Raw genomic sequence first — 26137 nt, forward strand, 5'->3', positions numbered from 1 at the left:
ACTAACAATTAACAATTAACAAGGAAGTCGAAGCCACGCAAAGAATTCCACATGAAATTTAAAATTATAATAGCCACAGATTACACAGATTAATACTGATTTTAAAATCTTTTTAATCCTAACAATCTGTGGCTATATTATTTTTGACATTGATATTTGACATTGGTATTGGTATCGATAAATTTTCAGATTTAACTTCTAAATGTCAATTTTCAGTTCATAATTCACAATTTACAATTAACAATTCCTTCAGTTTCTGTGAAAAGACCAAAATCTGTGTTGCTAAAAACAAATTTTCGAACGTTGATTTAAAATAAATCATTAAATTCGCAAGCACAAATAACAAAAGAATAATAATCGAAAAATGAGTTTCGGAAATATAAACTTCATTTTCGGTAGTTAATATTAAAAACCAAAAAAATGAAATACGACGTTATTGTTTTAGGAAGTGGTCCTGGCGGATATGTTACAGCAATTAGAGCTTCACAATTAGGCTTTAAAGTAGCTGTAGTTGAAAAAGAAAATCTTGGTGGTGTATGTTTAAACTGGGGATGTATCCCAACTAAAGCATTACTAAAATCGGCTCAGGTTTTTGATTATTTAAAACACGCTTCTGATTACGGATTGAAAGTTTCAGAATTTGACAAAGATTTCCCAGCAGTAATTCAACGCAGCCGTGGTGTTGCTGAAGGAATGAGCAAAGGAGTTCAATTCTTAATGAAAAAAAACAAAATTGACGTTATTGAAGGTTTTGGAAAACTAAAACCAGGAAAAAAACTTGACGTTACTGATAAAGATAATAAAGTTACAGAATACAGCGCTGACCACATTATCATCGCTACTGGAGCTCGCTCTCGTGAGTTACCAAACTTACCTCAAGATGGTGTAAAAGTAATAGGATACCGTCAGGCAATGTCATTGCCAACACAGCCAAAATCTATGATCATTGTTGGTTCTGGAGCAATTGGAGTTGAGTTCGCTCACTTCTACAACTCAATGGGAACAGATGTTACAATCGTAGAATTTATGCCAAACGTAGTTCCTGTAGAAGACGAAGATATCTCAAAACAATTTGAGCGTTCATTGAAAAAAGCAGGAATTAAAGTTATGACTAACTCATCTGTTGAGCGTATAGACACAACTGGTGCAGGAGTAAAAGCGTTTGTTAAAACTGCAAAAGGAGAAGAAGTTCTTGAAGCCGACATCGTACTTTCTGCTGTTGGAATCAAAACAAACATTGAAAATATCGGATTAGAAGAAGTTGGTATTGCTGTTGACAGAGATAAAATCTTGGTAGACGCTTACAACGCAACTAACATTCCAGGATACTACGCAATTGGAGACGTTACTCCAGGTCAGGCTTTAGCTCACGTAGCTTCTGCTGAGGGAATTAACTGTGTGGAAAAAATTAAAGGTCTTCACGTAGATCCTATTGATTACGGAAACGTTCCAGGTTGTACTTATGCAACTCCTGAAATCGCTTCTGTAGGTTTAACAGAAAAACAAGCAAAAGAAAAAGGTTACGAATTAAAAATTGGTAAATTCCCATTCTCAGCTTCTGGAAAAGCAAAAGCTGCCGGAGCTGCAGACGGATTCGTAAAAGTAATTTTTGATGCTAAATACGGAGAATGGTTAGGATGCCACATGATTGGTGCTGGTGTTACAGATATGATTGCTGAAGCAGTTGTAGCTCGTAAACTAGAAACTACAGGTCATGAAATCCTTAAATCTATCCACCCTCACCCAACAATGAGCGAGGCTGTTATGGAAGCTGTTGCAGATGCTTACGGCGAAGTAATTCACTTGTAAAAATATACCGTTTTACGGTTATATATAATTTTCAATCTAAAAATCCGATTTGCGAAAGCGAGTCGGATTTTTTTATTGTTATATCCAATCAACAGCTTTGTTTGTCATTTCGAGGAACAAAGAATGATAATACATTGTCTCAAAAATAAAGCCTTAAACTTTTATAAAGAAAAATTTGTTAAAAACTTGACATTAAAAAATTTTCTCATCGTCTTAAAATTCTTATTTTTATTATTTCTAAATAATTTTGCATGAAATTACCATTTATAGAAATAATTGAAGCCACTACAATTGATCCCAATCTATTAATGTGGAAATATTATGATGAAGACAAAGAAATCAAAAACGGAGCAAAATTAACCGTTAGAGAAAGTCAGCAGGCAATGTTACTAAATGAAGGACAGCTTGCAGATGTATTCTCACCGGGACTTTACACCTTATCTACAGAAAACATTCCGATTCTGAGTAAACTAAAAGGCTGGAAATACGGATTTGAAAGTCCGTTTAAAGCTGACGTTTACTTTTTCAATACTCATCAATTTATCAATAACAAATGGGGAACTCCTGCTCCTATCCTATTAAATGATCCTCAGTTTGGGCAAATCAGGGTTCGCGCTTTTGGGAGTTTTGATATTAAGATTGTTGATGCTGCCAAATTCTTTCGTCAATATGCAGGAACATATCAACAGTTGACCATTTTTGAATTACAGAATCAATTAAGAGATTTTGTTGCGCCAAAATTTGGTGAAGTTCTCGCAAATGAAAATATTACAATTACTGATGTTGCTGGAAATATTACCCAATTAGGTCAAAAAATAGAGCCTTATCTTAAACCTTATTTTCTACAATTGGGAATTGAATTAACGCAGTTTGTTATTACCAGCGTGACATTGCCAGAAGAAGTTACCGCTCATTACGATAAAATCACCAATATGAATATGGTAACGGATATGGATAAGTTTACCAAATTTAACACCGCAACTGCTATTGGAGACAAAGGAACAGCGCTTCACGATGCAACACAAAATGCACTGAGTATGGGAATTCTTTTAAACCAAATACAGCAGAATAAAGAAACTCCAAAACAAGAAACAGACGATCTGACTTCTAAACTTCAAAAACTCAAATCATTGTTTGATGCTGGTTTAATTGACGAAGCGGAATTTAAAACAAAGAAATCTGAACTATTAAGTCAACTGTAATGGAAGAAAAAAAAGTCAATTCATTTCTGGACAAACTTAAAGCAAACGCAAAAAAACAATCTAATTACGGCGGTGAATTAGAAATTACCCAAGCCCAAATGAATGTAAGGGATTGCCCAAATTGCGGCGCTGGAAGAGCCAAACAAGATGGCGTAACACATTGCGCTTATTGCGGATTTGAGTTCATAACAGTACAACTTACAGACGGAGTTTACATTAAGAAAGAAGATAATTCAATTTAAAAAATCAAGATAAGTGTTCGGATTATTCAAGAAAGAAAAAGAAGAAAGTCTACCCGATTGGTATTGTGAACTTCAGGAATCACAAGAAAGATGGTTTAATTTTTTAGAAAAATTGGAAACCAAAATGGAAGAGTTTGCAACGGCAGCAATTCCAGAACTAAAACAGATTTTAGAAGAAGACGATGATCTTTATAAAAGAACTTTTCAGAAAGTTTATTCAGGTGTAAATGGGCAATTAAACAATATAAGAGAAAAAGCCAGAGACACTTTCGAAGAAAAAATATTGGATACTTACCAAAACATCAATTCGCAGGTTTCTGTTCTAAGTAAATATTACGGGTTAATTTCTGATTTTAGAACTGTTTGTTCCGATCGTTATCATAGAGGTTTTGAAGACAAATATGAATATTGGAGAAAACAAATAGAAAAAACACAGGAGCGTGATCTTGAAATAGAATATCAGAAAATCTTAGATGAATTTGAATCTATTAAAGATAAATTCAGCTGTAAACAATGCGGTGGAAATATCACAATCGAAAAAATCTTTTTAATCGAAACCTATATTTCATGTCCGTATTGCAAAACACAGAATACTTTTGCGCCAAGCACACAGGGAAGGAATTTACAACATATTGCACGGGGACTTGCCGAACAGAGAACTGCACATTTACAAGAGGCTTATGAAATTGAAAATGAAAAAGAACGTGCCTTATACAATCAGCGACATGAATTAAGTTTGAGCACAATACACGAAACAGACAAAAAAGTTTTGAGTGAAATCAATGCGAAAATGGATGAACTGGAAGAACAAAGACAGTCTGCAATTCAAAATGCTCCAAAATTATATCATACTTATTTAAGAGCAATGTATGATGAGTGGAATAAAATTACCCCAGATTTGAAAGAACACAACGAAAAAATGTATCAAAATCAATTGAAATATAAATAGTTATTAACCCTAAAAATCGACAAATGTTTAAAAAGCTTTTTGGATCTCTAACCGGAGACAATAAACAGGAAAACCAAAATTACGAAGCCCAGACTTCAAATAACAATTACGAAGACGATAACAATTATCAAGAAACAGAATACGATCCTGAAACTTTACACGGAACACATTACGATGTAGAAGATTTTGATAATGAAGTAGCTGCAAGAGCGGAAGCTTGGATTGCAGACGAAAGAGCAAACGGCGAAAATCTAGATGAAAAAGATATTCAAAATATATATTTCAACTACAGAAAAGCAGTTTACACAGAATGGAACAATTGCGATTCTGATCAAATGATACGATTTGAACATGCTAATTCACTAAAATACTCAGGAATTCAAACTTCAGGATTTGTAAAAGTAGATGACAACAATCCGTTTTTAGAACCTGTACATGGCGTAGATTTAAGAACTTATACCGCAATGTGTCTTAAAATAAGCGCCGGAATAGATTACTTGGAAGTTTGTAAAGCAATGGGATTTGAACCAATAATCTGGGAAGAATTAAATACAATCTGGCCGCAGCGTATGGGCGAAGATACTTCGTTTACGGTTACAACTTTATTCGGACAATATTACGCTGAAAATGTAACAGTTCCGCAGTTGGAAAATCTTAAAGCTGAAATTTCTGAAGAAGGTGCTGCAAATCTAGAAAGAATCAGAACTGATCGCTATTTCTACGAAGAACTTGCCGGAGCAAGACAAGCAGCTTATGAATACGGAATTGACGGTGCTCAATGGATTTTGGATAATTTCGGAATCAATCTTGCCGATTTTCAATCTGTGGCAATGCAATGGATGACGGAGCAAAATCAGAATTGGAATTCAGAACACATCATGGAATTCACAAATTATCAGCAGGAAAAACAAAAAGAATATGCTGCAAAATTTGCCGCAGAACAAGGCGGTAATATTGCAGACGATGTAAATTTCTAACCCGATTTACTTTTGATATAAAAAAACCGATTTGCGAAAACAAATCGGTTTTTTATTCGTTTAGAATAACGTAAAAATTAGAAAATCACTCATAAATACTATATAATGGAAGAGACAAAAATATTCTACGCCGACGGAGAAAATCCAAAAATGATTGAGGCTTATAAAAAAGCACAAGAAACCTTTAAATATTTCTGGAGAGAATTGTCTTGGGAATACCGCAGAATAATTCCAGGGCTTGATGTTGCTTGTGTAAAACTGGCTTTTACGCAGGAAATCGACAATGAAACTGTTGTAGAACACATGTGGATTAACGATGTAAATTTTGACGGAGAAAATATATACGGTGTTCTAGTAAATGATCCTGACGAATTAACGAATGTAAATAACGGTGATGAAGTACAAATTCCAGTAAATCAAATCAGCGATTGGTTATTTACAATTGGCGGAAAAACGTATGGTGCTTTTACGATTCAGGCAATGCGTTCTGAAATGAGTGAGGAAGAAAGAGCATCACATGATGAAGCTTGGGGGTTAGATTTTGGTGATTTTAATGATATTCTGGTGGTTAACGAACAAAAAGAAAAACCAGAAAACATCATTGAACATCCTATGAGTAAAAACATGAAAGAAAGCCTTATTGACTTTGTAAAAAATAATCCTGAAGAAATAACAGCTCAAGACGAATTGGGTTATACTTTTTTACATCGCGAAACAATTGCAGGAAATCAGACTTCTATTGAAGTTTTATTAGAATCTGGCGCAGATAAAAATGCAAAAACCGAAAATGGAAAAACTGCATTAGATTTTGCAAAAGAACTTAAATGGGATCATTTACTTCCTTTATTGCAGTAAAATTTAAAAATCCGATTTACTTGTAAATCGGATTTTTTTATTTGAATGTTATGGGAAATAAATATTGATTTTTCGTAACAATTTAAGGTCTGAATTTTAATAATAAAGCATTAGTTTTGCATCGCCCAAATCAACATATCTGCCATGAAAAAATTAGTATTCGTTTTTGCAATTGTTCTTTTTTTTCCAAATTATTTTTTTGCACAAACAAAAGGTGAAGCACAAAACATCTTTGCCAAATCATACGATTATGTAAATGATTTCGAAAAAATCCTTACTCCAAAACAAATCAAGGATTTAAATGATTATCTGAAAGCAAGTGAAGCCAAAACAAAAAGCAAAATCCTAATTGTTACAACCTCATCAATAGCACCTTATACAGACCTGACAGATTATTCGCTGGACTTAGATAAATACCTGCTTTCTAAATTAAAGATCGACACTTCAATTTTAATTGTAATCAGTAAACAACTAAGACAAATTCAAGTACAGGGAGTTGACAAAATACGTGCAAAAATGACCGATCAAGAAATGAAAGATATCATAGCTGCGTATGTGGTTCCTGAGTTAAAAAAAGGCGATTATTACAAAGGTTTACAGCAAGGCACTCTGCAGCTGATAAAAAAAATAGAATAAAACAAGATCCGATTTGCGAAAGCGGGTCGGATTTTTTTATATCGTAAATTCCCAGTTTTCGAATAAAAATAATATCTTGTATACACTTAAACTACAAACCGATAAAGATGACTTTAGAAGAATACAAGAAAGAATTTTCAGAAGATGACGCTGTTGGATGGTTAGAAATTGACAAAGAATTTGACCGACTTTATCCAGGGCAGGAACCTAAACATTTTGTACCTGCGATTAGTTATATGCTTGGTGGAGATGACCCTCTAGATGGTATAAGCGTCTATGAAAGTAAAAAACAAACAAATCATTATCATTTTATAACCTACGGATTTTCTGAATTATATTATAATGAAGAAAAAGTTGATGGGGAATTTAGCAAATGGGGTTTTGAGCTTACTTTTAGACTAAAACCTTTCGAAGCCGATAACGGAAACCCAAGCTGGGCAGTGGTCCTACTTCAAAATATTGCAAAATATGTTTTTAGCAGCGGTAACTGGTTTGAAGAATTTCATTACATGCCTGCAAACGGACCTATTCGTCTCGATACAGATACCGATATTACAGCACTTGTTATTGTAAATGATCCCGAAATTGAAAAAAAACATACCCCGCATGGAGAAGTTTCATTTCTACAGATTGTTGGAATAACTTCATCTGAATTCGAACATATCAAAGCAAATCCTGGAACAGCCGAAGAATTAGTCAACAAACTTAAAGAGAACAATCCGTTATTGATTACCGATTTAAATCGAAAAGACTAAAAAATCCAAAATGATTAATTACAACGGTAAAATTTTTAAACCCTTCAGTAATAGTGACAATGGAGAAACGTCTCACGAGACAGTATTTCATTATCAACAAGAAGGAAATATTTTAACGGCTCAATATTCGGGAGGAAAAATAGTTACTGGGCACTTAATTGGTTTGGTTGATGAAAAAGGAAATATCGAAATGCGCTATCATCAAGTAAATGACAAAGGCGAATTAATGACAGGAATGTGTTCCTCGAAACCAGAAGTTTTAGAGAACGGAAAAATAAGACTCCATGAAACCTGGCAATGGACCTCTGGAGATCATTCTAAAGGAAATTCTATAATCGAAGAACAGTAGAAATCAGATATCTAAAACAAGTCGAATTTGATTTGGTCTTTTAAAAAAATTAGCCCGTATAAAAACATAACCTCAATATAAAAAGACATCTCTAAATGAAATTAAAGATTATAACTTTTATTATTACAGCATGTTTTTACGGCATTTCATTTTCTCAGGAAAATGCAGTGAAAAATCCCGAAACAACTTTTTCACAAAAAGAATCCTTTCTTGATAGTGTTATTGAACCGCTTAAAAAAAATCCGTTATATTTTGAAAAAGTGTTTCTTCATACCAATAAAACATCCTATTTTATTGATGACATTGTTTGGTTTAAAGCTTATGTTGGTGACATTTCGAACAAACCTTCTCTAAAAACAACACGTCTCAATGTGAATCTCTTAGATGTAAAAGGCAAAATAATTCAAAATCAGCAAGTTTTTATTTATAAAGGAATCGGAAAGGGACAGTTTATAATAAACGATTCGCTAAAAACTGGAGTTTATTATCTTGAAGCTGCGACAAATTACATGAGAAACTTTGGAGATGACAATACCTTTATTCAACAAATAAATATTCTGAACAACATTTCCGTAAAGCAAACCTCTTCGAAAAATAAATATGATATTCAGTTCTTTCCAGAAGGAGGTTATTTACTGGAGAATGTAGAAAATACAATTGGCATTAAATCACTATGCAATGGAAAAGGAATTGATTATTTAGGCAAGATAATAAATACAAAAAATAAGGAAGTTGCCACTTTTAAAAGCCAGCATTTGGGAATGACAAAGTGTAACTTTCTCTATGAGCCAAATGAAACATACAGTGCCGTTGTCCATATTAATGACACTTTAATAAAAGTAAATCTGCCTGCTGCTCAAAAAACAGGTATTCTTTTAAATCTTGACAATACACCGCATGAGTATATTAAACTAAGTCTTAAGACAAACAGCAATTCTGTTCCTGAAATAAAAAAGAATCGTTACAAACTCTTATTTCATCAAAAAAATAATATTCTAGATTATCTCGAAATTCAAAACTTAGAAACATTAAATCTAGAAATCGACAAAAAAAACTTCTATAAGGGTATTAATACGATTACCCTTTTTAAAGATAATCAGCCAATTGCGGAAAGAAAATTTTACGTTGAAAAAGAAGTACAACCAATCGTTGCGATAGAAAAAACAACTGTTGAAAATGATTCTATTAACTACAAGCTTAAAATATCTCACTTAGATCAAAGTATAAATGCAAATTTGAGTACGTCAGTATTACCTCTAAACGCATTAAATTATACGGAAAACAATACTATAAAAAGTGCTTTCCTCCTATCTCCTTATGTAAAAGGATATATTGAAAATCCTGCCTATTATTTTAATACAAAAAATGATAACAGAAACCAGCATTTAGATTTGCTGTTGCTTACGCAAGGCTGGACTCAATTTACATTAAAAGAAATGATTGCTGAATTAAATCCTGTTTATAAATATGATTTTGAAGCAGGATTTAAGCTAAAGGGCAGCTTGTCAACTCTTCCTGCAAATCATCTGGCTCTATTAACAACAGATAATATAATTATTGATAAAATATTTTTGAATGGAAAAAAAGATTTCAGCTTCAATAATCTTCTCATTTACAAGGGAGATGCAGTCAAAATTTCATTTGTAAACAATAATAACGAAGCCATAAAACCAGAAAATATTCAGCTTAATAATTTAAAAAACTCGTCGCTGACTAATGTAAACATTGAAAACAGAATAAAATCAACTTCTATTTTAAACGAGAATTCATGGAATGAAATGTATACGGCAGGCTCTATAAAATTGGATGAAATAAGAATTACTGCCCAAAACAAAAGAGCTGTCGATCGAAAAAAGCTCATTAAAAAATACCAGCCATTGGTTTTTGATATTGGGAAATATTATGATATAGAAATTGCAGAACATTTTAAGAACAAAGATTTAATGTATTTTTTAAATTTTGATCAAAATGTCAAAATGGTAACCTGGAAAGGTCAAGAAACCTATCTAGAAACTGGAATTGACAAAGAAGCTGTTTTGTATATTGATGGAAAATATATTTCATCTAATGAATTACTTGGTGTTTCTTTAGAAATAAAAGACATCGAAAACATTATGATTCAAACTGTGAAAGGAAATAAAATTTTTCAGGTTTTCACCACACAAAACTATCAAAATAATATCGTTGAACTTTTTAATCAATACATCATTACAGACGGATTTGATAAAGAGAAAAAATACTATTCACCAATTTACGCTTTCAATACCGAAAAGTACAGTAATTGGACAGAAATTGACTGGAAACCAGATTTACAAACGAATAATGGAGAGGTTTCATTCAAAATAAAATCCAATCCTCAATTAGAAGGTTATTTATTTTCAGTTCAAGGTTTTGCACAAGATGGTTCTTTGATTTCAGAAGATTTCAAAATAAATCAATAAACGAATTCGTTAATGATCATAGAAGAAGTCCAAAATAAACATTATCCAGCTTTAAAAGAATTGTTTTTAAACGAAAGAAAAAAAACTTTTTCATGGCTCGATACATCCAAATTCCATCTAGATGATTTCGAAAAATACACAAAAGGAGAATATATTCTCACTGCATTAGTAAATGATATTCCTGTTGGTCTTATTTCGATTTGGATGCCGACAAATTTTATTCATCATTTATATGTTGACGAAAAATATCAAAACAAAAAAATTGGAACAGAATTATTAAAAGCAGCTATTGGCGTAACAAAATCTGCCGTAACTTTAAAATGTCTAGAAAACAATACAAAAGCAATTGAATTTTATAAAAAAAGAGGATTTACAGAAAAAGAAAAGGCATACTCCCAACATGGCAGCTGTATTTTTTTAAAATCTTCTGAAGAAATAGTTTAACACATTAAACTTAAAAAACATGAATAAAGAAATTCAGGCATATAACGATTCTCAAAGCGATGAAGATCAAAAGATATGCACAGTTTTAAGTACTATAATCAACCATTTGCTGCCTGAAGCGGAAAATAAAATCTGGCATGCACACCCAGTTTGGTTTTTAGATGGAAATCCGATTGTGGGTTATAGCAAATTGAAAGATTCTGTTAGATTGCTTTTTTGGAGCGGACAATCTTTTGACGAAGAAAAACTTCAAAATGAAGGATCTTTTAAAGCTGCCGAAATCCGTTATACAAACTCCGATCAAATCAATGAAGAAGATTTAAAACGCTGGCTGGAAAAAGGAAAAGAAATTCAGTGGGATTATAAAAATCTTGTAAAACGAAAAGGAGTTCTTATTCGATTAATGACCAAACCCTATTAACTTAAAAAACAAAATGAAATTTTTTCAATTATTAGCCGTTATTTTTTTTACATCAACAACTTTTTCACAAACCAAAATGCGCCCTGTAAACGAACTCATAGATCCAAAAGATTCTGGATGGAAATTAGTAAAAGAATGGATTGATACTGCCAAAAATAAAGTAGAAATTCTTCCAGCAGATTCACAAAAAGCCAAAGATGCTTTGTATCATACACAAGTAACAACAAAATCACCAATGGGTGCGATTGTATATAAAACCGGAGGAATCATAGTAGACAACGGCTGGATTAGGATTTTAGGCTCAGGCAGTTCCAAACTCAACCGCAGTCTTCCGGATTGGAATAAAGGAAAATCTTTTAAAGAATTTGGAGAAGCTCCTTCTTATTTTTTAATCGCAGACGACGCTCTGGGTGGTTTTTATATATTAAACGGAGGCGCTTTAGGAACAGATCTTGGCAATGTTTATTATTTTTCTCCAGATAATTTAGAATACGAACCGCTTGATATTACCTATTCTCAATTTTTAGAATTTTGTTTCAACAACGATTTAGACAAATTTTATTCAGGAAGCAGATGGGAAAATTGGAAAAGTGATGTTGCTGTACTTAAAGGTGATCAAGTTTTTAGTTTTTATCCTTTTTTATGGTCAGAAGAAGCAAGCGATATAAACAAAGTCTATCGAAAACCTGTTCCTATTGAAGAACAATACAGCTTAAATTTAGATTTAAGAAAACAGCTTAGCCATTAATGATTTATTAAATAGTGTCCTTCACGTATCAGTTTTCACAACAACGTTTTGCGTCAAATTAATTTGTATTTTAGTAAGATCAGAACTACAACCTAAAACCTTCTAATCATGCTGAAACAAATTTTTCTTCTCCTAATTTTTTGTTTGGGAATTCAAACGTATTCTCAAGAACTTGGTTTCACAATTCCAGATTACAAAGCAATCGAAAAAGAAATTAACGATGAGAATTCCAAATTCTTTTATCCCAAATTAATGGAAAGGCTGACGAAAAATGATACTTTATTATCGCATGAGGAATACCGTCATTTGTATCTTGGGTACTTTTTTCAACCCAAATACAATGCCTTTTGGAAATCGCCAGATGAGCAAAAACTAAACGAATTATTTGGAAAAGAAAAACTCGAAAACGCAGATTATGATGAGATTATTAAATTAATCAATCATTCTTTAAGTGAATTTCCTTTTGACCTCAAACAACTCAATTACCTCTCATATATTTACCATTTAAAGGGCGACGAAACTTCATCTAAAATAACTTCTTTTAGATTTCACAGTATTATGAATGTGATTTTATCTTCTGGTGACGGAAAAAAATGCGAAACTGGTTTTCATGTTTTACTAGTCGAACACGAATATGTTCTTTTGAACGTTTTCGAAATCGAATCCAAAGGTCAGTCTCTTGTCGACAACTGCGATTATCTAAGTTTTGAAAAAGGTGCTTACAATGTTGACGGTATTTATTTTAATATTGAAAAAATGCTGGAAAACGAAAGAAAAGCAATTCGATAATTTTTTTCAAATTTTGCTCTTATGAAAAATTAAATTTCTCTTCTAGCCCCGATGGAAACGGCATCCTTTTTTGGCTCTCCACTCCTATTGTCTGCCAAAAAAGATATAGTGGACAGCGGGACAAGTGGTCTTTTTAAAACTAAAGTACTGCTTCTAAAAAACAAAATAACAACTCCAATAGATTTTTGTCTACTGGAGTTTTTTTTTTTTGATAAAAATTATATTTTTATTGTTTATCAATAAATATTTATTATTTTAGCAGCATAACTTTTAATCTAATTACAATGGAAATTAAAATTGGAACACCAGAAATCCTGAAATTTTTGAATATTCTATCCTGGATCATTTTTATTGGTTTATGCGTAGAAGCGGGTATGTATTTATTTAACGGTATTTATACGATGACTATAAATTCATACAACGCACGTTTTCTCAATTTACTATATCTGTATAATTTCAGTCCCAGCCATTATATTCAAGAAATGATTCTTATAAGTATTGTAGCTGTTTTAAAAGCGATTATGTTTTACCTAATTGTAAAAATGCTGCACGAGAAAAAACTAAATGTGACACAGCCTTTCACTGCAGAAATGGGTCGTTTTATATTTTACATGGCTTATCTGGCTTTTGGAATAGGTTTGTTTTCTTACTGGGCTTCAAAATTTAACAATTGGCTCACTACAAATGGTGTAAAGCTTCCTGCGCTAGAAACATTAAATTTAGAAGGTGCCAGCGTATGGATATTTATGGGTGTTATACTATTTGTTATCGGACAGGTTTTTAAAAGAGGAATTGAAATTCAGTCTGAAATTGACTTAACTATTTAAACGAGAAATTATGCCTATAATAGTAAATTTAGATGTAATGATGGCAAAAAGAAAAATGTCATTAAACGAACTTTCAGAAAAAGTAGATTTGACATTATCTAATCTTTCGATTTTAAAAACCGGCAAAGCAAAAGCAATTCGTTTTAGCACACTTGAAGCAATCTGTAAAGTATTGGACTGCCAGCCTGGAGATATTCTAGAATTTTCGGAAGAATAAATTAGATAGCTTTTTTGGATTTAATTTGTATTTTCGTACAAAATTATTTCTATTTCAAAAGGTTTTAAATCTAAAGAATCTAAAAATGAATATTTTAATTGTTTACGCACATCCCAGCAGAAAATCATATACGTTTCAAGTTTTAGAAAAATTAAAATCTGTTTTAGCTCTTGAAAAATGGAATGTCGAAATTTCCGATTTATACGCTTCCAATTTCATCAGCGATATGTCTGAAGAAGAATACGAACGTGAAGGTTTTGGAAGAACAGAACTGCCGATTTCGGCAGATGTTTTGAGTGAACAAGAAAAAATAGAAAGAGCAGACTGCATTATTTTTCTGTATCCCGTTTGGTGGAGCGATTGTCCTGCTAAACTAAAAGGCTGGTTTGATCGTGTTTATTCTGTTGGATATGCATACGGTCAAAATGAAACTTCAAGAAAAATGAAAACAATTCCCCTTGGACTTGTGATCTGTACGGCTGGACATCCAAATGATTTTTTACATGAAATCGAAATTGCCCAAAGCATGGAAAAAATAATGCTACAAGATCGACTTGGAAAACGTTTTGAAAATAAAGAAATGATTATTCTAGGCGGTACTTTGGACTTGGAAAATGTGATGGAAAAGCACTTTGACCAAATGAATCAAATTCCAGAAAAAATAAAAACTATAAAGCAGTAATTACCCAATATTAATAAAAAATGATACAAGAAGACGAGTCACAAAAATCAGTATTTGAAGAAATTCCAACCGAAAAAATTTACTCTTCCAAAGCCATAAAAACAGCAACATTTTTTGCTGGTATTCTAGTTGGAGGATATTGCATTGCTGAAAATTTTAAAGCTTTTAACGATTTTGATAAAGCAAGAAAAACATGGATTTTCACTATAATTTCTACAATAATAGTTATTGTATTGGTATTCTGGCTTCCTGATAACTTTCCTTCAATTTTATTTCCAGCGGCTTATTTAGGAATGGCTTCTTATGCTGTTCAAACTTATCAAGAAAAAAATATTCAAGACCATATCGAAAAAGGTGGAGAAACTTTCAGCGGTTGGAGAACTTGTTTGATTGGTTTGATCAGTATTTTGATTTTTTTAAGTCTTGTTTTAGGTGCTTCCACATTAATTGACGGTATTTAATTAAATCTTAAAATCAATTTGTTAATAATTTGGAAGAAGGATTAAGAACACTCCTACCTAAAATTTCTATTGACTTTAATAAAATAAACATGAATCTTAAAAAAATAAAAGTTTATCATTTATTTTGGTTTGTTGCTGTATTAGTTGCATTCATTGCATTAGTGTCAAGCAATTATCCTAACTCATCATTAGATATAAACATTTCAGATACTTACTTTGTCATTTCAAATTATCATTTAGCTATTGTTTTATTTTTTTCTTATCTATTAATGGGGCTCGGGTATTGGCTGGTTCTAAAAATTTTAAATAAACAGCTGTTTAAACTTTTGACTATTATTCATACCTTAATTTTAATCGGTAGTTTTCTCTTTTATTGGATCGTTGTAGTATTTGGCAAGCTCCATCTTAATAATCGTACTTATAATTATTTTGATGATTTTGAATTAATCAATATTACTTTAGTGTCTGAATTCTTAATCATAATTTTCGTAGCCACTCCAATTTATATAATCAATTTATTAATTGGAATTTTTAGAAAAAGTAAAACAGAAATGATTCAACATTAAGTTTAAATCTAAAGTCTAAAATCTAAAATCTAAAATCCCTCCCCCCTTCCTTGTCCGAAACACACCGTAAAATTGTCTTTTAAACACCTCAACTAATTGATTTTTAGATTGTAATTTTACTTTACTAATTTATAAATCACTAAAAATGAGCGCACAAAGTTTTACCACAAAAATAATAGTCGATCAATCTGCAGAAGAAGTTTTTAAAGCCATACAAAATGTTAGGGGCTGGTGGTCTGAAGAAATTGAAGGAAATACTGCCGAACTTAATGATGAATTTGATTACCATTATGAAGATGTTCATCGATGCCAAATAAAACTGGTTGAAGTTATTAAAAATGAAAAAATAGTCTGGCTGGTTGAGCAAAACTATTTTAAATTCACCGAAGATAAAACCGAATGGACAGGAACAAAACCAACTTTTGAAATCGCAGAAGAAAACGGAAAAACAGAGCTTACATTCACCCATTTCGGATTAGTTCCTGAATACGAATGTTATGAAGTCTGTAAATCTGGTTGGACGAATTATATTCAAAACAGTTTAAAAAAGCTGATTACAACTGGTAAGGGTGAACCGAATGCAACTGGAAAACCTCAAACAGAAACCGAACGAAAATTATCTGAAAAATAAATAATACAGATTCATAATTCTATTTTTAGACTACATCAATAATAGATTTGACTACATCTCTTTGATAGATGCTTCGCAACTTTGTATCATCAAAAAAATAGAATTATGAAAATTATAATTACAGGTTCTTTAGGGAACATCAGCAAGCCTTTAACTGCAGCTTTAGTACAAAAAGGACATTCGGTTACCGTAATTGCAAGCAGCAATGAAAGACGAGAAGAAATTGAAAAATTGGGTGCATCGGCAGCAATTGGTTCTGTAGAAGATTTGAGTTTTTTAACCAAAACTTTTACTGGCGCAGATGCCGTTTATTGTATGATTCCTAGAGCGAATTATTTTGATCCGAATCTTGATTTGGATGCGTTTACACGAAAAATAGGAAATAATTATGCCGAAGCAATCCAGCAATCTGGTGTAAAACGTGTTGTTTTTCTGAGTAGTATTGGTGCACATTTAGAACAGAATTCTGGAATTATCCAGCGTTATAACGAGATTGAAGCCGTTCTGAATAAACTTTCAGATGTTTCGATTACGTTTATGCGTCCGACTTCATTTTATTACAATTTGCTGGCTTATATTCCGATGATTAAAAACCAAGGAATCATTGCAGCAAATTACGGAGGAGATCAATTGATTCCGTGGGTTTCTCCAAACGATATTGCCAGCGCTATTGCAGAAGAAATCACAACTCCGCTTGACGGAAGAAAAATTCGTTATGTTTCTAGTGAAGAATTAACGGGTGATGAAACAGCTAAAATTTTGGGCGATGCCATTGGAAAACCAGATTTAAAATGGCAGTTAATCAGCGACGAAGAAGTCCTAAACGGATTAGTTTCTGTTGGGATGCAGCCAAAAATTGCCCAAGGTTTAGTTGAAATGTATGCCGGACTTTACAACGGTACACTAGGTGAAGATTATTATAAAAACCGTCCTTTTGAATTAGGAAAAACAAAACTGGCTGAATATGCCAAAGAATTTGCTTCTATATACAACCAAAATTAAGTACTTTAGACTATGGCAAATCAACAACCCGTTCGAATAAAAAGTATCAGCGAATTTCATCAATTTCGAAATCTGCCTAAACCGGAACATCCTCTTGTAAGTGTTTATAATTTTGAAGATTTAAAATACTTAAACGAAAATGAACCAAAAAGCCTGATGCTTGATTTCTACTCCATTGCACTCAAACGAAACGCAAATGCCAAAATGCGTTATGGCCAGCAGGAATATGATTTTAAAGAAGGAGTTTTGTTATTTATTTCGCCGGGTCAAGTTTTTTCTATAGAAGGAAATTCCGAAATGCAGCATACAGGATGGTCATTATTGATCCATCCTGATTTTTTATGGAATACACCACTTGCGCAGAAGATTAAACAATACGAATATTTTGGATATGCCGTTCATGAAGCATTGCATCTTTCTGATAAAGAAGAAAAAATGATTATCGATCTCATCAAAAATATTCAGCAGGAATATCAATCGAATATTGACAAATTCAGCCAAGAGGTAATTATTGCCCAAATCGAATTATTGCTTACTTATTCGGAGCGTTTTTATAACCGTCAGTTTATTACCAGAAAAATAAGCAATCATCAGATTCTGGCGCGTTTAGAGAAATTACTTGAGGATTATTTCAACAACGATTCTCTGTCTAAAAAAGGTCTGCCCACTGTTCATTATATCGCCGAAAGCCTGAATGTTTCTCCTAATTATTTAAGCGGTTTATTGAAACATCTTACCGGACAAAGCACGCAGCAGCACATTCACAATAAACTGATTGAAAAAGCAAAAGAAAAACTTTCGACCACAAACTTATCTATAAGCGAAATTGCTTTTGAATTAGGTTTCGAACATCAGCAGTCGTTTAGCAAATTATTTAAAACCAAAACGAATGTTTCTCCTCTGGAATTCAGACAATCTTTCAATTAAACATTTAGCGAAACGATTCATTTATTTCATAAATTCGTTATACTAAAAACGAAAATAAATGAGCACAAAATCTACAATGAAACCTGCCAAAAAATGCTACGAACATCTTGGCGGTAAACTTGGAGAACTCCTTTTAGAAAACTTTGCAGACAAAAACTGGATTGCTAAAAAATCGCCTTCAGACAAACATTTTTATATTACAGAATTGGGCGAAAAAGAGTTTTCTAAATTAGGAATTGATCTCTCAAAAATTAAATCTGAAGAAGTTTAATTTTATAAATTTCCAGTCATTTTCTGCAATAATTATCGAGCCGAATTCCTTACCTTAGTTTGCTTTTAAATCTCGAATTATGACTAAGAAAGAAATCGCTAAGAACTTTCTGAAATTGGCCGCAAAAGGGCATTCTCACGAAGGTTTTAGATTATATGTCGGAAAGAATTTCAAACATCATAACCAGCACTTCAAAGGTGATGCCGAAACTTTGATGCTGGCTATGGAAGAATCTGCCAGAACAAATCCGAACAAGGTTTTTAAAATTCACCATATTTTAGAAGACGGAAATCTTGTCGCAGTACATTCGCACCTCAAACAAACACCAACAGATATTGGTTTTGCTGTTGTTCATATCCTTAAATTTGAATCGGATAAAATCGTCGAACTGTGGGATTTAGGCCAGCCGATTCCTAAAGAAACTATTAACGAAAATGGAATGTTTTAGATTAATGGTGAATTGTTAATTGTTAATTGTTAATTGTTAATTGTCAATCATAAATTTTTAATCTTTAATTTTTAATCTTTAATTTTTAATCTTTAATTTTTAATCTTTAATTTTTAATCTTTAATTTTTAATCTTTAATTGTAAAACACATAAAACGCTAATCACCAATCTTTAATCCATCAATGAACTTATTTTTTAAACTTTCGTCTTTTTTATTTTTAGTACTTGTTTTATCCAGCTGTTATTCAGCGGCACAAAAAAAAGTAGATTATAAAAAAAGTATTGACAGTTTAATTCAAAATGCAGATCCGCTTTTTAATGGCGTTGTTCTTATTTCCCAAAAGGGAAAAACTTTGTATTCGAAAGCAAAAGGATATTCTGATTTTGATTCTAAAAAAGTTTTAAAACCCGAAAGCCAGTTTGAGATTATGTCCAACAGCAAACAGATCACTGCTGTTTTGATTTTATTGGAAGTAGAAAAAGGAAAAATTGACCTGCAATCTCCAATTAAAAAATATTTACCTCATATTAAACAAACTTGGGCAGATTCAGTTACCGTTCATCAATTATTAAATCATACTCACGGAATTGTAGATTTAGATAAACCATTGGCTTTTAAACCTGGAACCGATTTTAAATACGGAAATCTAAGCAATAATTTATTGGCAGAAATTGCGGCATATTCGGCACAAAAAAACTTTTCAGTATTACAAAATGAGCTTTTTCAAAAACTAGAAATGAAGAATACTTTCTCTTACGATAAAAGCAAAATTCAAAATTTAGTTTCAGGATATTTTAATGAAAACAATGTTTTAGAAAAAGTAACCCAAAGCCAGATCACACCGCAAAGTTTAGGTGCAGACGGCGTTGTTTCTACCGCAGCAGATTTGGTAATTTGGAATAATAAGCTGCACAACGGGAAAATCTTAAAGCCAGAAACCTATAAATTAATGATAAAGTATAATATTTTGTCGCAGCATAATGTCTTCGGAAAAGACAAAAAAGGCTACGGTTACGGCATAAGAATTATCGACAACGAGCCTATAAAATATTTGGGACACACAGGTTTAGGAGATGGTTTCTCTTCTCTTAACTTATATTTTCCTGATTCTGGAATTAGTTTAATTATTCTAGAAAATCAAATGAACGCTAAATCTGATCTTTTTTATGCTTCAGAAATTAAGATCAAAGACATTTTGATGAAGAGCAAATTATTCAATCAAAAATTATAAAATGGCAAAAAATAAAACTACCGAAACGCAGCAAAGTGTAACTGATTTTATTAATGCTGTCGAAAATGACGCAAAAAGAAATGATGCTTTTGAACTCGTAAAAATAATGCAGGAAGCCACAGGTTTTGAACCAAAAATGTGGGGGACAAGTATTATTGGTTTCGGAAGCTATCATTACAAATACGACAGCGGACACGAAGGCGATGCCCCATTAGCCGCTTATTCGCCAAGAAAAGCTGCCACTACTGTTTATTTCTATTTACCAGAAGAAAATAGAGAGGAACTTTTGTCTAAACTAGGAAAACATAAATCTTCAAAAGCCTGCATTTACATCAATAAATTGACTGATATCGATATTGAAGTCTTAAAAAAGATAATTTTGCGTTCAATCGAATTTACCCAAAAATTATATCCCCAACAATAAAAATGATCACATTCTTAATTATCCTAGTTCTAATAGTTTTTATAACTTATAACTTTTTACAACATCCAAAATTCGGAAAAGCACCTTCTGGTGAAAGATTAACCACAATTCAAAATTCGCCTCAATATAAAAACGGAAAATTCGAAAACCAGCATTTCACGCCAGATCTTGCCGAAGGAGCTAGCTTTGTCGGAGTTTTGTTTGAATTTTTCTTTAAAAAAGTAGACAGAAAAATTCCAACCGATTTGATTCCGTCCGTAAAAACCAATTTACACGAATTACCTATCGATCAGGATATTTTGGTTTGGTTTGGGCATTCTTCATATTTTATACAGCTTGAAGGAAAGCGTTTTCTAATCGATCCTGTTTTCAGCGGGAACGCCTCTCCTATTCCCGGCACTACAAAATCGTTTAAAGGATCTGATATTTATACTGTTGATGATCTTCCAGAAATTGATTATTTATTGATTACACACGATCATTACGATCATCTGGATTATGAAACTATTTTAAAATTAAAACCCAAAACTAAAAAAATAATTACTGCTCTTGGAGTGGGTTCTCATTTTGAATTCTGGGGTTTTCCTCCAGAAAATATCATCGAAAAAGATTGGTACAGTACAATAGTATTAGATGAAAATCTTACTATTCACACGGCTCCCTCCAGACATTTTTCGGGCAGAAGTTTTAAACGCTGCAATACGCTCTGGACTTCTTTTGTTTTAGAAACGAAAGATTTTAAAATGTATCTGGGCGGAGACAGCGGTTACGATTCGCATTTTGCTGAAATCGGCGAAAAATACGGACCTTTTGATATTGCTTTAATTGATAATGGTCAATACAACGAAAAATGGAAATACATTCACAATATGCCAGAAGATGTGATAAAAGCCATGAAAGATTTAAAAGCGAAAAAGGTTTTTCCAGTTCATTCTTCTAAATTTGCTTTATCACTTCACTCTTGGGATGAGCCGTTAATCAGAGTGACAGAATTAAATAGTTTATCTGATAATCCAATTTCTTTGATCACACCAATGATTGGTGAAACAGTAGAGTTGAAAAATGAAAACCAAAAATTTAAACAATGGTGGAAAGGGGTTAGGTAATTTTTAATGTTGAATTGTCAATTGTGAATGGTTAATGGTTAATGGTTAATTGTTGATTTTACTTGAAACCTGAATCTAAACATTTTCAATGTTACCCTAAGCGTCCCGAGAATTCGGGAGAAGTTTACAACGCAAAAGGCTTCGACTTCGCTCAGCCTGACAATGCGGGCAAAAACTTGAAACCTGAAACCTGAAACTTGAAACTTGAAACCTGAAACCTGAAACTTCATAAAAATGAAACAAAAAATAACTTTCATAACGATTACGTTTCTCCTAACGTTTAACCTGTTTGCTCAAAGTACTTATGTCTTTTTAGGATCGTACAATCGTGATAAATCGGCAGAGGCTATTCAGGTTTATCAGCTCGATACTTTAAGTGGTAAATTGGTAAAGGTTACTTCGGTTAAGAATATTGTTAATCCTTCTTTTTTAACTCTTTCTCCAAATGGTAAATTTGTTTATGCGTGTACCGATACCAAAACGCCGAACGCGGGAAGCATTAGTAGTTTTGAGTTTAATCCTGCAGCTAAAAGTCTGACTTTTCTAAACAGTCAGAGAAGCGGAGGCGAAAATCCTGTTTATGTTGCCGTTCACAAAAGTGGCAAATGGATTGCAAATGCCAATTATACAGAAGGAAGCGTTTCTGTTTTCCCGATTTTAGAAAACGGAAAAATAGATTCTATTGCACAGAATTTTCAATATATGGAAGGAAGCACACACAAAGAAAGACAAACAAGATCTCATGTCCATTCCTCTGTGTTTTCTCCCCAATTTGATTATCTCTTTTTACCCGATTTAGGTGCCGATAAAATCCGTTGTTATGCTTTTGATGAAAATCGAAAAAAGCCGTTAATGGAAACTAAAAATCCATTTACCAAAACCGATTTAGAAGCTGGTCCAAGACATTTTACCTTTCATCCGAATCAAAAATTTGGTTATTGTATTGAAGAAATGGCGGGTCAAATAAGTGTTTATAAATATAATGATGGCGTTTTAAACAAAATCCAGCGCATTGCTGCTCATCCTGACAAAATAAAAGAAGGTTTTGAAAGTTCAGACATTCATATTTCACCAGACGGAAAATTTCTATACGCCACAAACCGAGGTCAAGAAAACAATATTGCCATTTTCTCTATTGACGAAAATGGCCTTTTGAAAAATATTGGTTATCAACCGACTTTAGGAAAACATCCTCGAATTTTTGCCATTGATGAAAGCGGCAAATTTTTGGTTGCTTCGAATGTTCTCACTGGGAATGTGATTGTTTTTAGAAGAGATCCCAAAACGGGATTACTAAAGAAAGTTGGTAAAGAAATTAAAATGGAAAATGTTTCGTGTGTGCAGATTAAACGGATTTAATTTATTTTATAATGACATATTCTACGATCTCAATTAAAAACTAACTATAAAACTTCAAAAAATGACAAAACCATATTTCAACTTACAACCCGATTTTTTAGAAGATGAAATCGTAAAATTAATTCCTTTAGAAGAAAGTCATTTTGAAGAGCTGTTCAAAGTTGCTTCAGATCCTTTAATTTGGGAACAGCATCCTGCAAAAGACAGAAGTAACAGAAAAGGTTTTAAAACCTTTTTTGAAACAGGAATAAATTCTACGGGTGCTTTTTTAATTTTAGATAAGCAAACCAATGAAATTATAGGAACTACCCGTTATTACGATTATAAACCAGAAAACTCAAGTATTGCGATTGGATATACTTTCTTAGCAAGAAAATTTTGGGGCGGACCTTATAATAAATCTTGTAAAAAACTATTGATTGATTATGCTTTTCAATATATAAATTCGATAATATTTCATGTTGCAGCAGAAAATTTCCGTTCGCAGAAAGCCGTTTTAAAATTGGGAGCGCAAAAAACGAATACAATGGTAGTTGTTAATAATGGGATAAATTTGCCCCACTTTGAATATGAACTTAAGAAGAGTTAATGAGTTATGAGTTAGAAGTTAGAAATCAAACTAGAGTCATCGGCTAATTATTGTGGCGTTTAACCCAAACTCACAGCTTATAACCCACTACTCATAATTCAAAACCTCATAATTCAAAACCTCATAACCCATAACCCATAACTCATAACCCACTACTCATAATTCAAAACCTCATAACCCATAACTCATAACCCTTAACTAATAACCCTTAACCCACAACCCACAACCCATAACTCCAAAAAAAAAATGAAAAGAATTACAGTTTTCTGCGCCTCAAGTTTTGGTACTGATAAAATTTACGAAGAACAAGCAATTGCATTGGGTAGAACTTTAGCCGAACAAAATATAGAATTAGTATATGGAGGTGCTAATGTAGGTTTGATGGGCGCAGTTGCCGATGGAACTTTAAATGCAGGCGGAAAAGTAATTGGCGTTCTTCCTAACTTCTTAAGATCTAAAGAAATTGCACATCAAGGCTTAACCGAATTGATTTTGGTTGAAAGTATGCATGAACGCAAAACCAAAATGAATGAATTATGCGACGGTGTAATTGCGCTTCCGGGTGGTTTTGGAACTCTTGAAGAGCTTTTCGAAATGCTGACTTGGGCACAATTAGGACTTCATAAAAAGCCTATTGCAATTTTAAACGTCAATGGTTTCTACGATTCACTTTTAGAATTGCTTGAAACTATGACAGAAAAAGGTCTTTTGAAAGAGGTAAATCAAAAAATGCTTTTGGTGAGTGAGGATTTAGAAGATTTATTGAACCAAATGAAAAATTACATTCCTCCAACAGTTGGAAAATGGATTGATAAAAAGGAAGTTTAAAACCTTTTTAAAAATACTGTAAAACATTCAACCAAAATTAACTAACCAAAAAACATGAAGAAAATTACTTTATTATTATTTATCATTTCTTTAATTACTTTCAAAACAACGGCACAAGATTCAAAAGTTAAATTCGGAATACAAGGAGGTTTAAACTACTCCAGCCTTAGAGGTTACGATTCTTATGTAGACAACAATCCTGGTTTCGCTTACGTATTAGGATTTTCTTTTCAACATCAAATTCAAGAAAATTTATCGATAAAAGCAGATTTGAATTATGAGAGAAAAACTCAGATTTCGAAAGGTACAATCGAAGTATTAGAACCAACGCTTCCAACAGAACCATTTGGAACTTATAAATTTAAAACAACAGCATATTTAAATTATATCGTACTTCCTATTTTGTTAAAATACAATTTCTCTGGAGATAAAAGTTTTTACATAAATGGTGGACCTTATTTAGGTTATTTACTTAAATCTGGTCTAAAATCAAACTCAAATATTCCAGGTTTAATTAATGAAAATGATGAGGACACAAAAAATAAAAAATCTATAGATTTTGGTTTTTCAGCAGGAATTGGAAAAGAATTTAAATTAAATGGTATTAATCAAATTTATATTGAATTAAGAGAAAATCTAGGCTTAACAAATATTTCTGACACTCCAGTTATAAACGATGGTTCTATAAAAACCAACTCACTTAATTTATTAGTAGGTTACACTTTTAATTAATTTTTGACATTTTTACTACAGCAATTTCATAATTTAGAGGTCGGAAGAAAAAATTGAAGTTTGACTGTAAAATATTGTTTTACATAGAACTTATAACATCTAACCTTCAAACAAATGAAAACAGAAAACAACAAATTTGCAAAAGCTGAAATGCTGATTCGGAAACCAGTCTCAGAAGTTTTTGAGGCTTTTGTAAATCCACAGATTACTAGCAAATTTTGGTTTACCAAAGGTTCAGGAAAGCTGGAAGAAAACCAAAAAACAGAATGGACTTGGGAAATGTATGGTTTTTCGCTTACGGTTCAAACATTGGTTTTACAGGAAAATAAAAAGATTGTTATTGAATGGGGAAATCCAGACGAAATTACTTTAGTAGAATGGGTTTTTAGTCCGTTAAACGAAAATGAAACTTTTGTGAGTATTACAAATTCAGGCTTTCATGGTGATACAGATAAAATAATCGATCAGGTTCGCAATTCTACAGAAGGTTTTACTTTGGTTTTAGCAGGTGCAAAAGCGTATTTAGAGCATAACTTACAATTAAATCTAGTTTTAGATCGTTTTCCGAAAGGTCTTGCTTGAGGGTTATTTAAACGCAAAGAACACAAAGGTTTTTAGCAAAGTTCGAGAAGTTTTTTGGAGGGTCTTTAAAATGGAAAGTTCACAAAGCTTTATTTATTTTTTTTACAGACAAAGCTTTGCGAACTTAATATATAGGTTTCTCCCAAGTCTCGTAATTAAAATACCTTAGCGCACTTTGCGTTAAAAATAAAAGGCATATTTTGATTTTAATTTCAAGCTTGCTTGAGAAACTTGAAACCTGAAACTAAAAAAACAACACACAATGGAAGTTAAAAAACCTGAAAACATAGACGAATACATTGGCGGATTTCCGAATGAAGTTCAGGAAATTTTGGAGAAAGTTCGAATGACGATTCAAAAAGCTGCACCAGAAGCCAAGGAAAAAATCAGTTATTCGATGCCGGCTTTTGAACAGAACGGGATTGTAGTTTATTTTGCTGCTTTTAAAAATCATATCGGACTTTACGCATTGCCAAGCGGACATGAAGCTTTTGCTGCAGAACTTTCTAAATATAAATCCGGGAAAGGCTCTGTTCAATTTCCATTGAAAGAAAAAATACCTTATGATTTGATAACCAAAATTGTAAAATTCAGAGTGAAAGAAAATCTCGAAAAAGCGAAAAAGAAATAAGCCTT

General features: G+C 32.4%; 33 protein-coding genes. All 33 read left to right on the forward strand.

Features of this window, described 5'->3' with window-relative positions; genetic code table 11:
• The first annotated feature begins 420 nt into the window (after positions 1-420).
• The 33 genes from lpdA to QMG60_RS20685 all read left to right on the forward strand — a co-directional run bounded on the left by lpdA (position 421) and on the right by QMG60_RS20685 (position 26132).
• Positions 421-1809, forward strand: coding sequence for a dihydrolipoyl dehydrogenase (gene lpdA, locus QMG60_RS20525; RefSeq protein WP_134139998.1), 1389 nt, complete (start codon positions 421-423; stop codon positions 1807-1809).
• A gap of 251 nt (positions 1810-2060) precedes the next feature.
• Positions 2061-3011, forward strand: a complete 951-nt coding sequence (locus QMG60_RS20530; RefSeq protein ID WP_281866243.1) for an SPFH domain-containing protein — start codon at positions 2061-2063, stop codon at positions 3009-3011.
• Positions 3011-3253 carry a hypothetical protein gene (locus tag QMG60_RS20535; protein ID WP_057116621.1) on the forward strand — a complete coding sequence of 81 codons (243 nt, stop codon included), beginning with the start codon at positions 3011-3013 and terminating at the stop codon, positions 3251-3253. Before QMG60_RS20530 ends, QMG60_RS20535 begins: the two co-directional genes overlap by 1 nt.
• 13 nt (positions 3254-3266) lie before the next feature.
• Complete coding sequence (locus QMG60_RS20540) at positions 3267-4202, forward strand: hypothetical protein (RefSeq protein ID WP_281866244.1); 936 nt, start codon at positions 3267-3269, stop codon at positions 4200-4202.
• Positions 4203-4225: 23 nt separating this feature from the next.
• Entirely contained in the window at positions 4226-5179 is a 954-nt protein-coding gene (locus tag QMG60_RS20545) for a DUF6620 family protein (RefSeq protein WP_281866245.1), read from the forward strand.
• A 105-nt stretch (positions 5180-5284) separates the two neighbouring features.
• The gene (locus tag QMG60_RS20550; RefSeq protein ID WP_281866246.1) at positions 5285-6034 is read left to right on the forward strand and encodes a DUF2314 domain-containing protein; all 750 of its coding nucleotides are present in this window, start codon (positions 5285-5287) and stop codon (positions 6032-6034) included.
• A 144-nt stretch (positions 6035-6178) separates the two neighbouring features.
• Entirely contained in the window at positions 6179-6670 is a 492-nt protein-coding gene (locus tag QMG60_RS20555) for a TPM domain-containing protein (RefSeq protein ID WP_057116625.1), read from the forward strand.
• A 107-nt stretch (positions 6671-6777) separates the two neighbouring features.
• Positions 6778-7425 carry a suppressor of fused domain protein gene (locus QMG60_RS20560; RefSeq protein WP_281866247.1) on the forward strand — a complete coding sequence of 216 codons (648 nt, stop codon included), beginning with the start codon at positions 6778-6780 and terminating at the stop codon, positions 7423-7425.
• 10 nt (positions 7426-7435) lie between these two features.
• The gene (locus QMG60_RS20565; RefSeq protein WP_134139987.1) at positions 7436-7774 is read left to right on the forward strand and encodes a n-acetylglutamate synthase; all 339 of its coding nucleotides are present in this window, start codon (positions 7436-7438) and stop codon (positions 7772-7774) included.
• 95 nt (positions 7775-7869) lie between these two features.
• Positions 7870-10215 (forward strand): hypothetical protein, encoded by a 2346-nt coding sequence (locus QMG60_RS20570; RefSeq protein ID WP_281866248.1) that lies wholly within the window; start codon positions 7870-7872, stop codon positions 10213-10215.
• Positions 10216-10227: 12 nt separating this feature from the next.
• The gene (locus QMG60_RS20575; RefSeq protein ID WP_281866249.1) at positions 10228-10659 is read left to right on the forward strand and encodes a GNAT family N-acetyltransferase; all 432 of its coding nucleotides are present in this window, start codon (positions 10228-10230) and stop codon (positions 10657-10659) included.
• A gap of 19 nt (positions 10660-10678) precedes the next feature.
• Positions 10679-11080 carry a DUF1801 domain-containing protein gene (locus QMG60_RS20580; protein ID WP_057116631.1) on the forward strand — a complete coding sequence of 134 codons (402 nt, stop codon included), beginning with the start codon at positions 10679-10681 and terminating at the stop codon, positions 11078-11080.
• A gap of 13 nt (positions 11081-11093) precedes the next feature.
• Entirely contained in the window at positions 11094-11828 is a 735-nt protein-coding gene (locus QMG60_RS20585; protein ID WP_281866250.1) for a DUF2625 domain-containing protein, read from the forward strand.
• A 108-nt stretch (positions 11829-11936) separates the two neighbouring features.
• Positions 11937-12617 carry a DUF4919 domain-containing protein gene (locus QMG60_RS20590; RefSeq protein ID WP_281866251.1) on the forward strand — a complete coding sequence of 227 codons (681 nt, stop codon included), beginning with the start codon at positions 11937-11939 and terminating at the stop codon, positions 12615-12617.
• Between the two features lie 284 nt (positions 12618-12901).
• Positions 12902-13444 (forward strand): DUF2975 domain-containing protein, encoded by a 543-nt coding sequence (locus QMG60_RS20595; RefSeq protein WP_281866252.1) that lies wholly within the window; start codon positions 12902-12904, stop codon positions 13442-13444.
• Positions 13445-13454: 10 nt separating this feature from the next.
• A complete protein-coding gene (locus tag QMG60_RS20600; protein ID WP_057116634.1) occupies positions 13455-13661 on the forward strand; it encodes a helix-turn-helix transcriptional regulator in 207 nt (68 codons plus the stop codon).
• Positions 13662-13746: 85 nt separating this feature from the next.
• The gene (locus tag QMG60_RS20605) at positions 13747-14343 is read left to right on the forward strand and encodes an NAD(P)H-dependent oxidoreductase (protein ID WP_281866253.1); all 597 of its coding nucleotides are present in this window, start codon (positions 13747-13749) and stop codon (positions 14341-14343) included.
• Between the two features lie 20 nt (positions 14344-14363).
• Complete coding sequence (locus QMG60_RS20610) at positions 14364-14804, forward strand: hypothetical protein (protein ID WP_281866254.1); 441 nt, start codon at positions 14364-14366, stop codon at positions 14802-14804.
• Between the two features lie 29 nt (positions 14805-14833).
• Positions 14834-15370, forward strand: a complete 537-nt coding sequence (locus QMG60_RS20615) for a hypothetical protein (protein ID WP_281866255.1) — start codon at positions 14834-14836, stop codon at positions 15368-15370.
• Positions 15371-15515: 145 nt separating this feature from the next.
• Positions 15516-16001, forward strand: coding sequence for an SRPBCC domain-containing protein (locus tag QMG60_RS20620; RefSeq protein ID WP_281866256.1), 486 nt, complete (start codon positions 15516-15518; stop codon positions 15999-16001).
• A 105-nt stretch (positions 16002-16106) separates the two neighbouring features.
• On the forward strand, positions 16107-17003 hold the full coding sequence (locus tag QMG60_RS20625) for an NAD(P)H-binding protein (RefSeq protein ID WP_281866257.1): 897 nt from the start codon (positions 16107-16109) through the stop codon (positions 17001-17003).
• A gap of 12 nt (positions 17004-17015) precedes the next feature.
• A complete protein-coding gene (locus QMG60_RS20630; protein ID WP_281866258.1) occupies positions 17016-17930 on the forward strand; it encodes a response regulator transcription factor in 915 nt (304 codons plus the stop codon).
• 58 nt (positions 17931-17988) lie between these two features.
• A complete protein-coding gene (locus QMG60_RS20635) occupies positions 17989-18201 on the forward strand; it encodes an ArsR family transcriptional regulator (RefSeq protein WP_281866259.1) in 213 nt (70 codons plus the stop codon).
• A 79-nt stretch (positions 18202-18280) separates the two neighbouring features.
• Positions 18281-18649, forward strand: a complete 369-nt coding sequence (locus tag QMG60_RS20640) for a nuclear transport factor 2 family protein (protein WP_281866260.1) — start codon at positions 18281-18283, stop codon at positions 18647-18649.
• Between the two features lie 182 nt (positions 18650-18831).
• Positions 18832-19881 (forward strand): serine hydrolase domain-containing protein, encoded by a 1050-nt coding sequence (locus QMG60_RS20645; protein ID WP_281866261.1) that lies wholly within the window; start codon positions 18832-18834, stop codon positions 19879-19881.
• Position 19882: 1 nt separating this feature from the next.
• Complete coding sequence (locus tag QMG60_RS20650) at positions 19883-20305, forward strand: DUF1801 domain-containing protein (RefSeq protein ID WP_281866262.1); 423 nt, start codon at positions 19883-19885, stop codon at positions 20303-20305.
• Positions 20306-20307: 2 nt separating this feature from the next.
• Positions 20308-21411: an MBL fold metallo-hydrolase gene (locus tag QMG60_RS20655; protein ID WP_281866263.1), complete on the forward strand. Its 1104-nt coding sequence runs from the start codon at positions 20308-20310 to the stop codon at positions 21409-21411.
• 234 nt (positions 21412-21645) lie between these two features.
• On the forward strand, positions 21646-22770 hold the full coding sequence (locus QMG60_RS20660) for a lactonase family protein (protein WP_281866264.1): 1125 nt from the start codon (positions 21646-21648) through the stop codon (positions 22768-22770).
• 61 nt (positions 22771-22831) lie between these two features.
• Complete coding sequence (locus QMG60_RS20665; RefSeq protein ID WP_281866265.1) at positions 22832-23359, forward strand: GNAT family N-acetyltransferase; 528 nt, start codon at positions 22832-22834, stop codon at positions 23357-23359.
• A gap of 246 nt (positions 23360-23605) precedes the next feature.
• Positions 23606-24187 carry a TIGR00730 family Rossman fold protein gene (locus QMG60_RS20670; RefSeq protein ID WP_281866266.1) on the forward strand — a complete coding sequence of 194 codons (582 nt, stop codon included), beginning with the start codon at positions 23606-23608 and terminating at the stop codon, positions 24185-24187.
• A gap of 54 nt (positions 24188-24241) precedes the next feature.
• The gene (locus QMG60_RS20675) at positions 24242-24919 is read left to right on the forward strand and encodes a porin family protein (RefSeq protein ID WP_281866267.1); all 678 of its coding nucleotides are present in this window, start codon (positions 24242-24244) and stop codon (positions 24917-24919) included.
• A 114-nt stretch (positions 24920-25033) separates the two neighbouring features.
• Positions 25034-25501: an SRPBCC family protein gene (locus QMG60_RS20680; RefSeq protein ID WP_134139965.1), complete on the forward strand. Its 468-nt coding sequence runs from the start codon at positions 25034-25036 to the stop codon at positions 25499-25501.
• A 262-nt stretch (positions 25502-25763) separates the two neighbouring features.
• On the forward strand, positions 25764-26132 hold the full coding sequence (locus tag QMG60_RS20685; RefSeq protein WP_281866268.1) for a DUF1801 domain-containing protein: 369 nt from the start codon (positions 25764-25766) through the stop codon (positions 26130-26132).
• Positions 26133-26137 lie beyond the last annotated feature (5 nt).

This window comes from Flavobacterium sp. GSB-24, assembly GCF_027924665.1.
In the GTDB taxonomy this organism is placed as follows: Bacteria; Bacteroidota; Bacteroidia; order Flavobacteriales; family Flavobacteriaceae; genus Flavobacterium.

Bases quoted from the DNA above. Each gene is read 5' to 3' on its own strand.
- lpdA (WP_134139998.1), top strand. From the start codon at position 421: ATGAAATACGACGTTATTGTTTTAGGAAGTGGTCCTGGCGGATATGTT.
- QMG60_RS20530 (WP_281866243.1), top strand. From the start codon at position 2,061: ATGAAATTACCATTTATAGAAATAATTGAAGCCACTACAATTGATCCC.
- QMG60_RS20535 (WP_057116621.1), top strand. From the start codon at position 3,011: ATGGAAGAAAAAAAAGTCAATTCATTTCTGGACAAACTTAAAGCAAAC.
- QMG60_RS20545 (WP_281866245.1), top strand. From the start codon at position 4,226: ATGTTTAAAAAGCTTTTTGGATCTCTAACCGGAGACAATAAACAGGAA.
- QMG60_RS20550 (WP_281866246.1), top strand. From the start codon at position 5,285: ATGGAAGAGACAAAAATATTCTACGCCGACGGAGAAAATCCAAAAATG.
- QMG60_RS20555 (WP_057116625.1), top strand. From the start codon at position 6,179: ATGAAAAAATTAGTATTCGTTTTTGCAATTGTTCTTTTTTTTCCAAAT.
- QMG60_RS20560 (WP_281866247.1), top strand. From the start codon at position 6,778: ATGACTTTAGAAGAATACAAGAAAGAATTTTCAGAAGATGACGCTGTT.
- QMG60_RS20565 (WP_134139987.1), top strand. From the start codon at position 7,436: ATGATTAATTACAACGGTAAAATTTTTAAACCCTTCAGTAATAGTGAC.
- QMG60_RS20570 (WP_281866248.1), top strand. From the start codon at position 7,870: ATGAAATTAAAGATTATAACTTTTATTATTACAGCATGTTTTTACGGC.
- QMG60_RS20575 (WP_281866249.1), top strand. From the start codon at position 10,228: ATGATCATAGAAGAAGTCCAAAATAAACATTATCCAGCTTTAAAAGAA.
- QMG60_RS20580 (WP_057116631.1), top strand. From the start codon at position 10,679: ATGAATAAAGAAATTCAGGCATATAACGATTCTCAAAGCGATGAAGAT.
- QMG60_RS20585 (WP_281866250.1), top strand. From the start codon at position 11,094: ATGAAATTTTTTCAATTATTAGCCGTTATTTTTTTTACATCAACAACT.
- QMG60_RS20590 (WP_281866251.1), top strand. From the start codon at position 11,937: ATGCTGAAACAAATTTTTCTTCTCCTAATTTTTTGTTTGGGAATTCAA.
- QMG60_RS20595 (WP_281866252.1), top strand. From the start codon at position 12,902: ATGGAAATTAAAATTGGAACACCAGAAATCCTGAAATTTTTGAATATT.
- QMG60_RS20600 (WP_057116634.1), top strand. From the start codon at position 13,455: ATGCCTATAATAGTAAATTTAGATGTAATGATGGCAAAAAGAAAAATG.
- QMG60_RS20605 (WP_281866253.1), top strand. From the start codon at position 13,747: ATGAATATTTTAATTGTTTACGCACATCCCAGCAGAAAATCATATACG.
- QMG60_RS20610 (WP_281866254.1), top strand. From the start codon at position 14,364: ATGATACAAGAAGACGAGTCACAAAAATCAGTATTTGAAGAAATTCCA.
- QMG60_RS20620 (WP_281866256.1), top strand. From the start codon at position 15,516: ATGAGCGCACAAAGTTTTACCACAAAAATAATAGTCGATCAATCTGCA.
- QMG60_RS20625 (WP_281866257.1), top strand. From the start codon at position 16,107: ATGAAAATTATAATTACAGGTTCTTTAGGGAACATCAGCAAGCCTTTA.
- QMG60_RS20630 (WP_281866258.1), top strand. From the start codon at position 17,016: ATGGCAAATCAACAACCCGTTCGAATAAAAAGTATCAGCGAATTTCAT.
- QMG60_RS20635 (WP_281866259.1), top strand. From the start codon at position 17,989: ATGAGCACAAAATCTACAATGAAACCTGCCAAAAAATGCTACGAACAT.
- QMG60_RS20640 (WP_281866260.1), top strand. From the start codon at position 18,281: ATGACTAAGAAAGAAATCGCTAAGAACTTTCTGAAATTGGCCGCAAAA.
- QMG60_RS20645 (WP_281866261.1), top strand. From the start codon at position 18,832: ATGAACTTATTTTTTAAACTTTCGTCTTTTTTATTTTTAGTACTTGTT.
- QMG60_RS20650 (WP_281866262.1), top strand. From the start codon at position 19,883: ATGGCAAAAAATAAAACTACCGAAACGCAGCAAAGTGTAACTGATTTT.
- QMG60_RS20655 (WP_281866263.1), top strand. From the start codon at position 20,308: ATGATCACATTCTTAATTATCCTAGTTCTAATAGTTTTTATAACTTAT.
- QMG60_RS20660 (WP_281866264.1), top strand. From the start codon at position 21,646: ATGAAACAAAAAATAACTTTCATAACGATTACGTTTCTCCTAACGTTT.
- QMG60_RS20665 (WP_281866265.1), top strand. From the start codon at position 22,832: ATGACAAAACCATATTTCAACTTACAACCCGATTTTTTAGAAGATGAA.
- QMG60_RS20670 (WP_281866266.1), top strand. From the start codon at position 23,606: ATGAAAAGAATTACAGTTTTCTGCGCCTCAAGTTTTGGTACTGATAAA.
- QMG60_RS20675 (WP_281866267.1), top strand. From the start codon at position 24,242: ATGAAGAAAATTACTTTATTATTATTTATCATTTCTTTAATTACTTTC.
- QMG60_RS20680 (WP_134139965.1), top strand. From the start codon at position 25,034: ATGAAAACAGAAAACAACAAATTTGCAAAAGCTGAAATGCTGATTCGG.
- QMG60_RS20685 (WP_281866268.1), top strand. From the start codon at position 25,764: ATGGAAGTTAAAAAACCTGAAAACATAGACGAATACATTGGCGGATTT.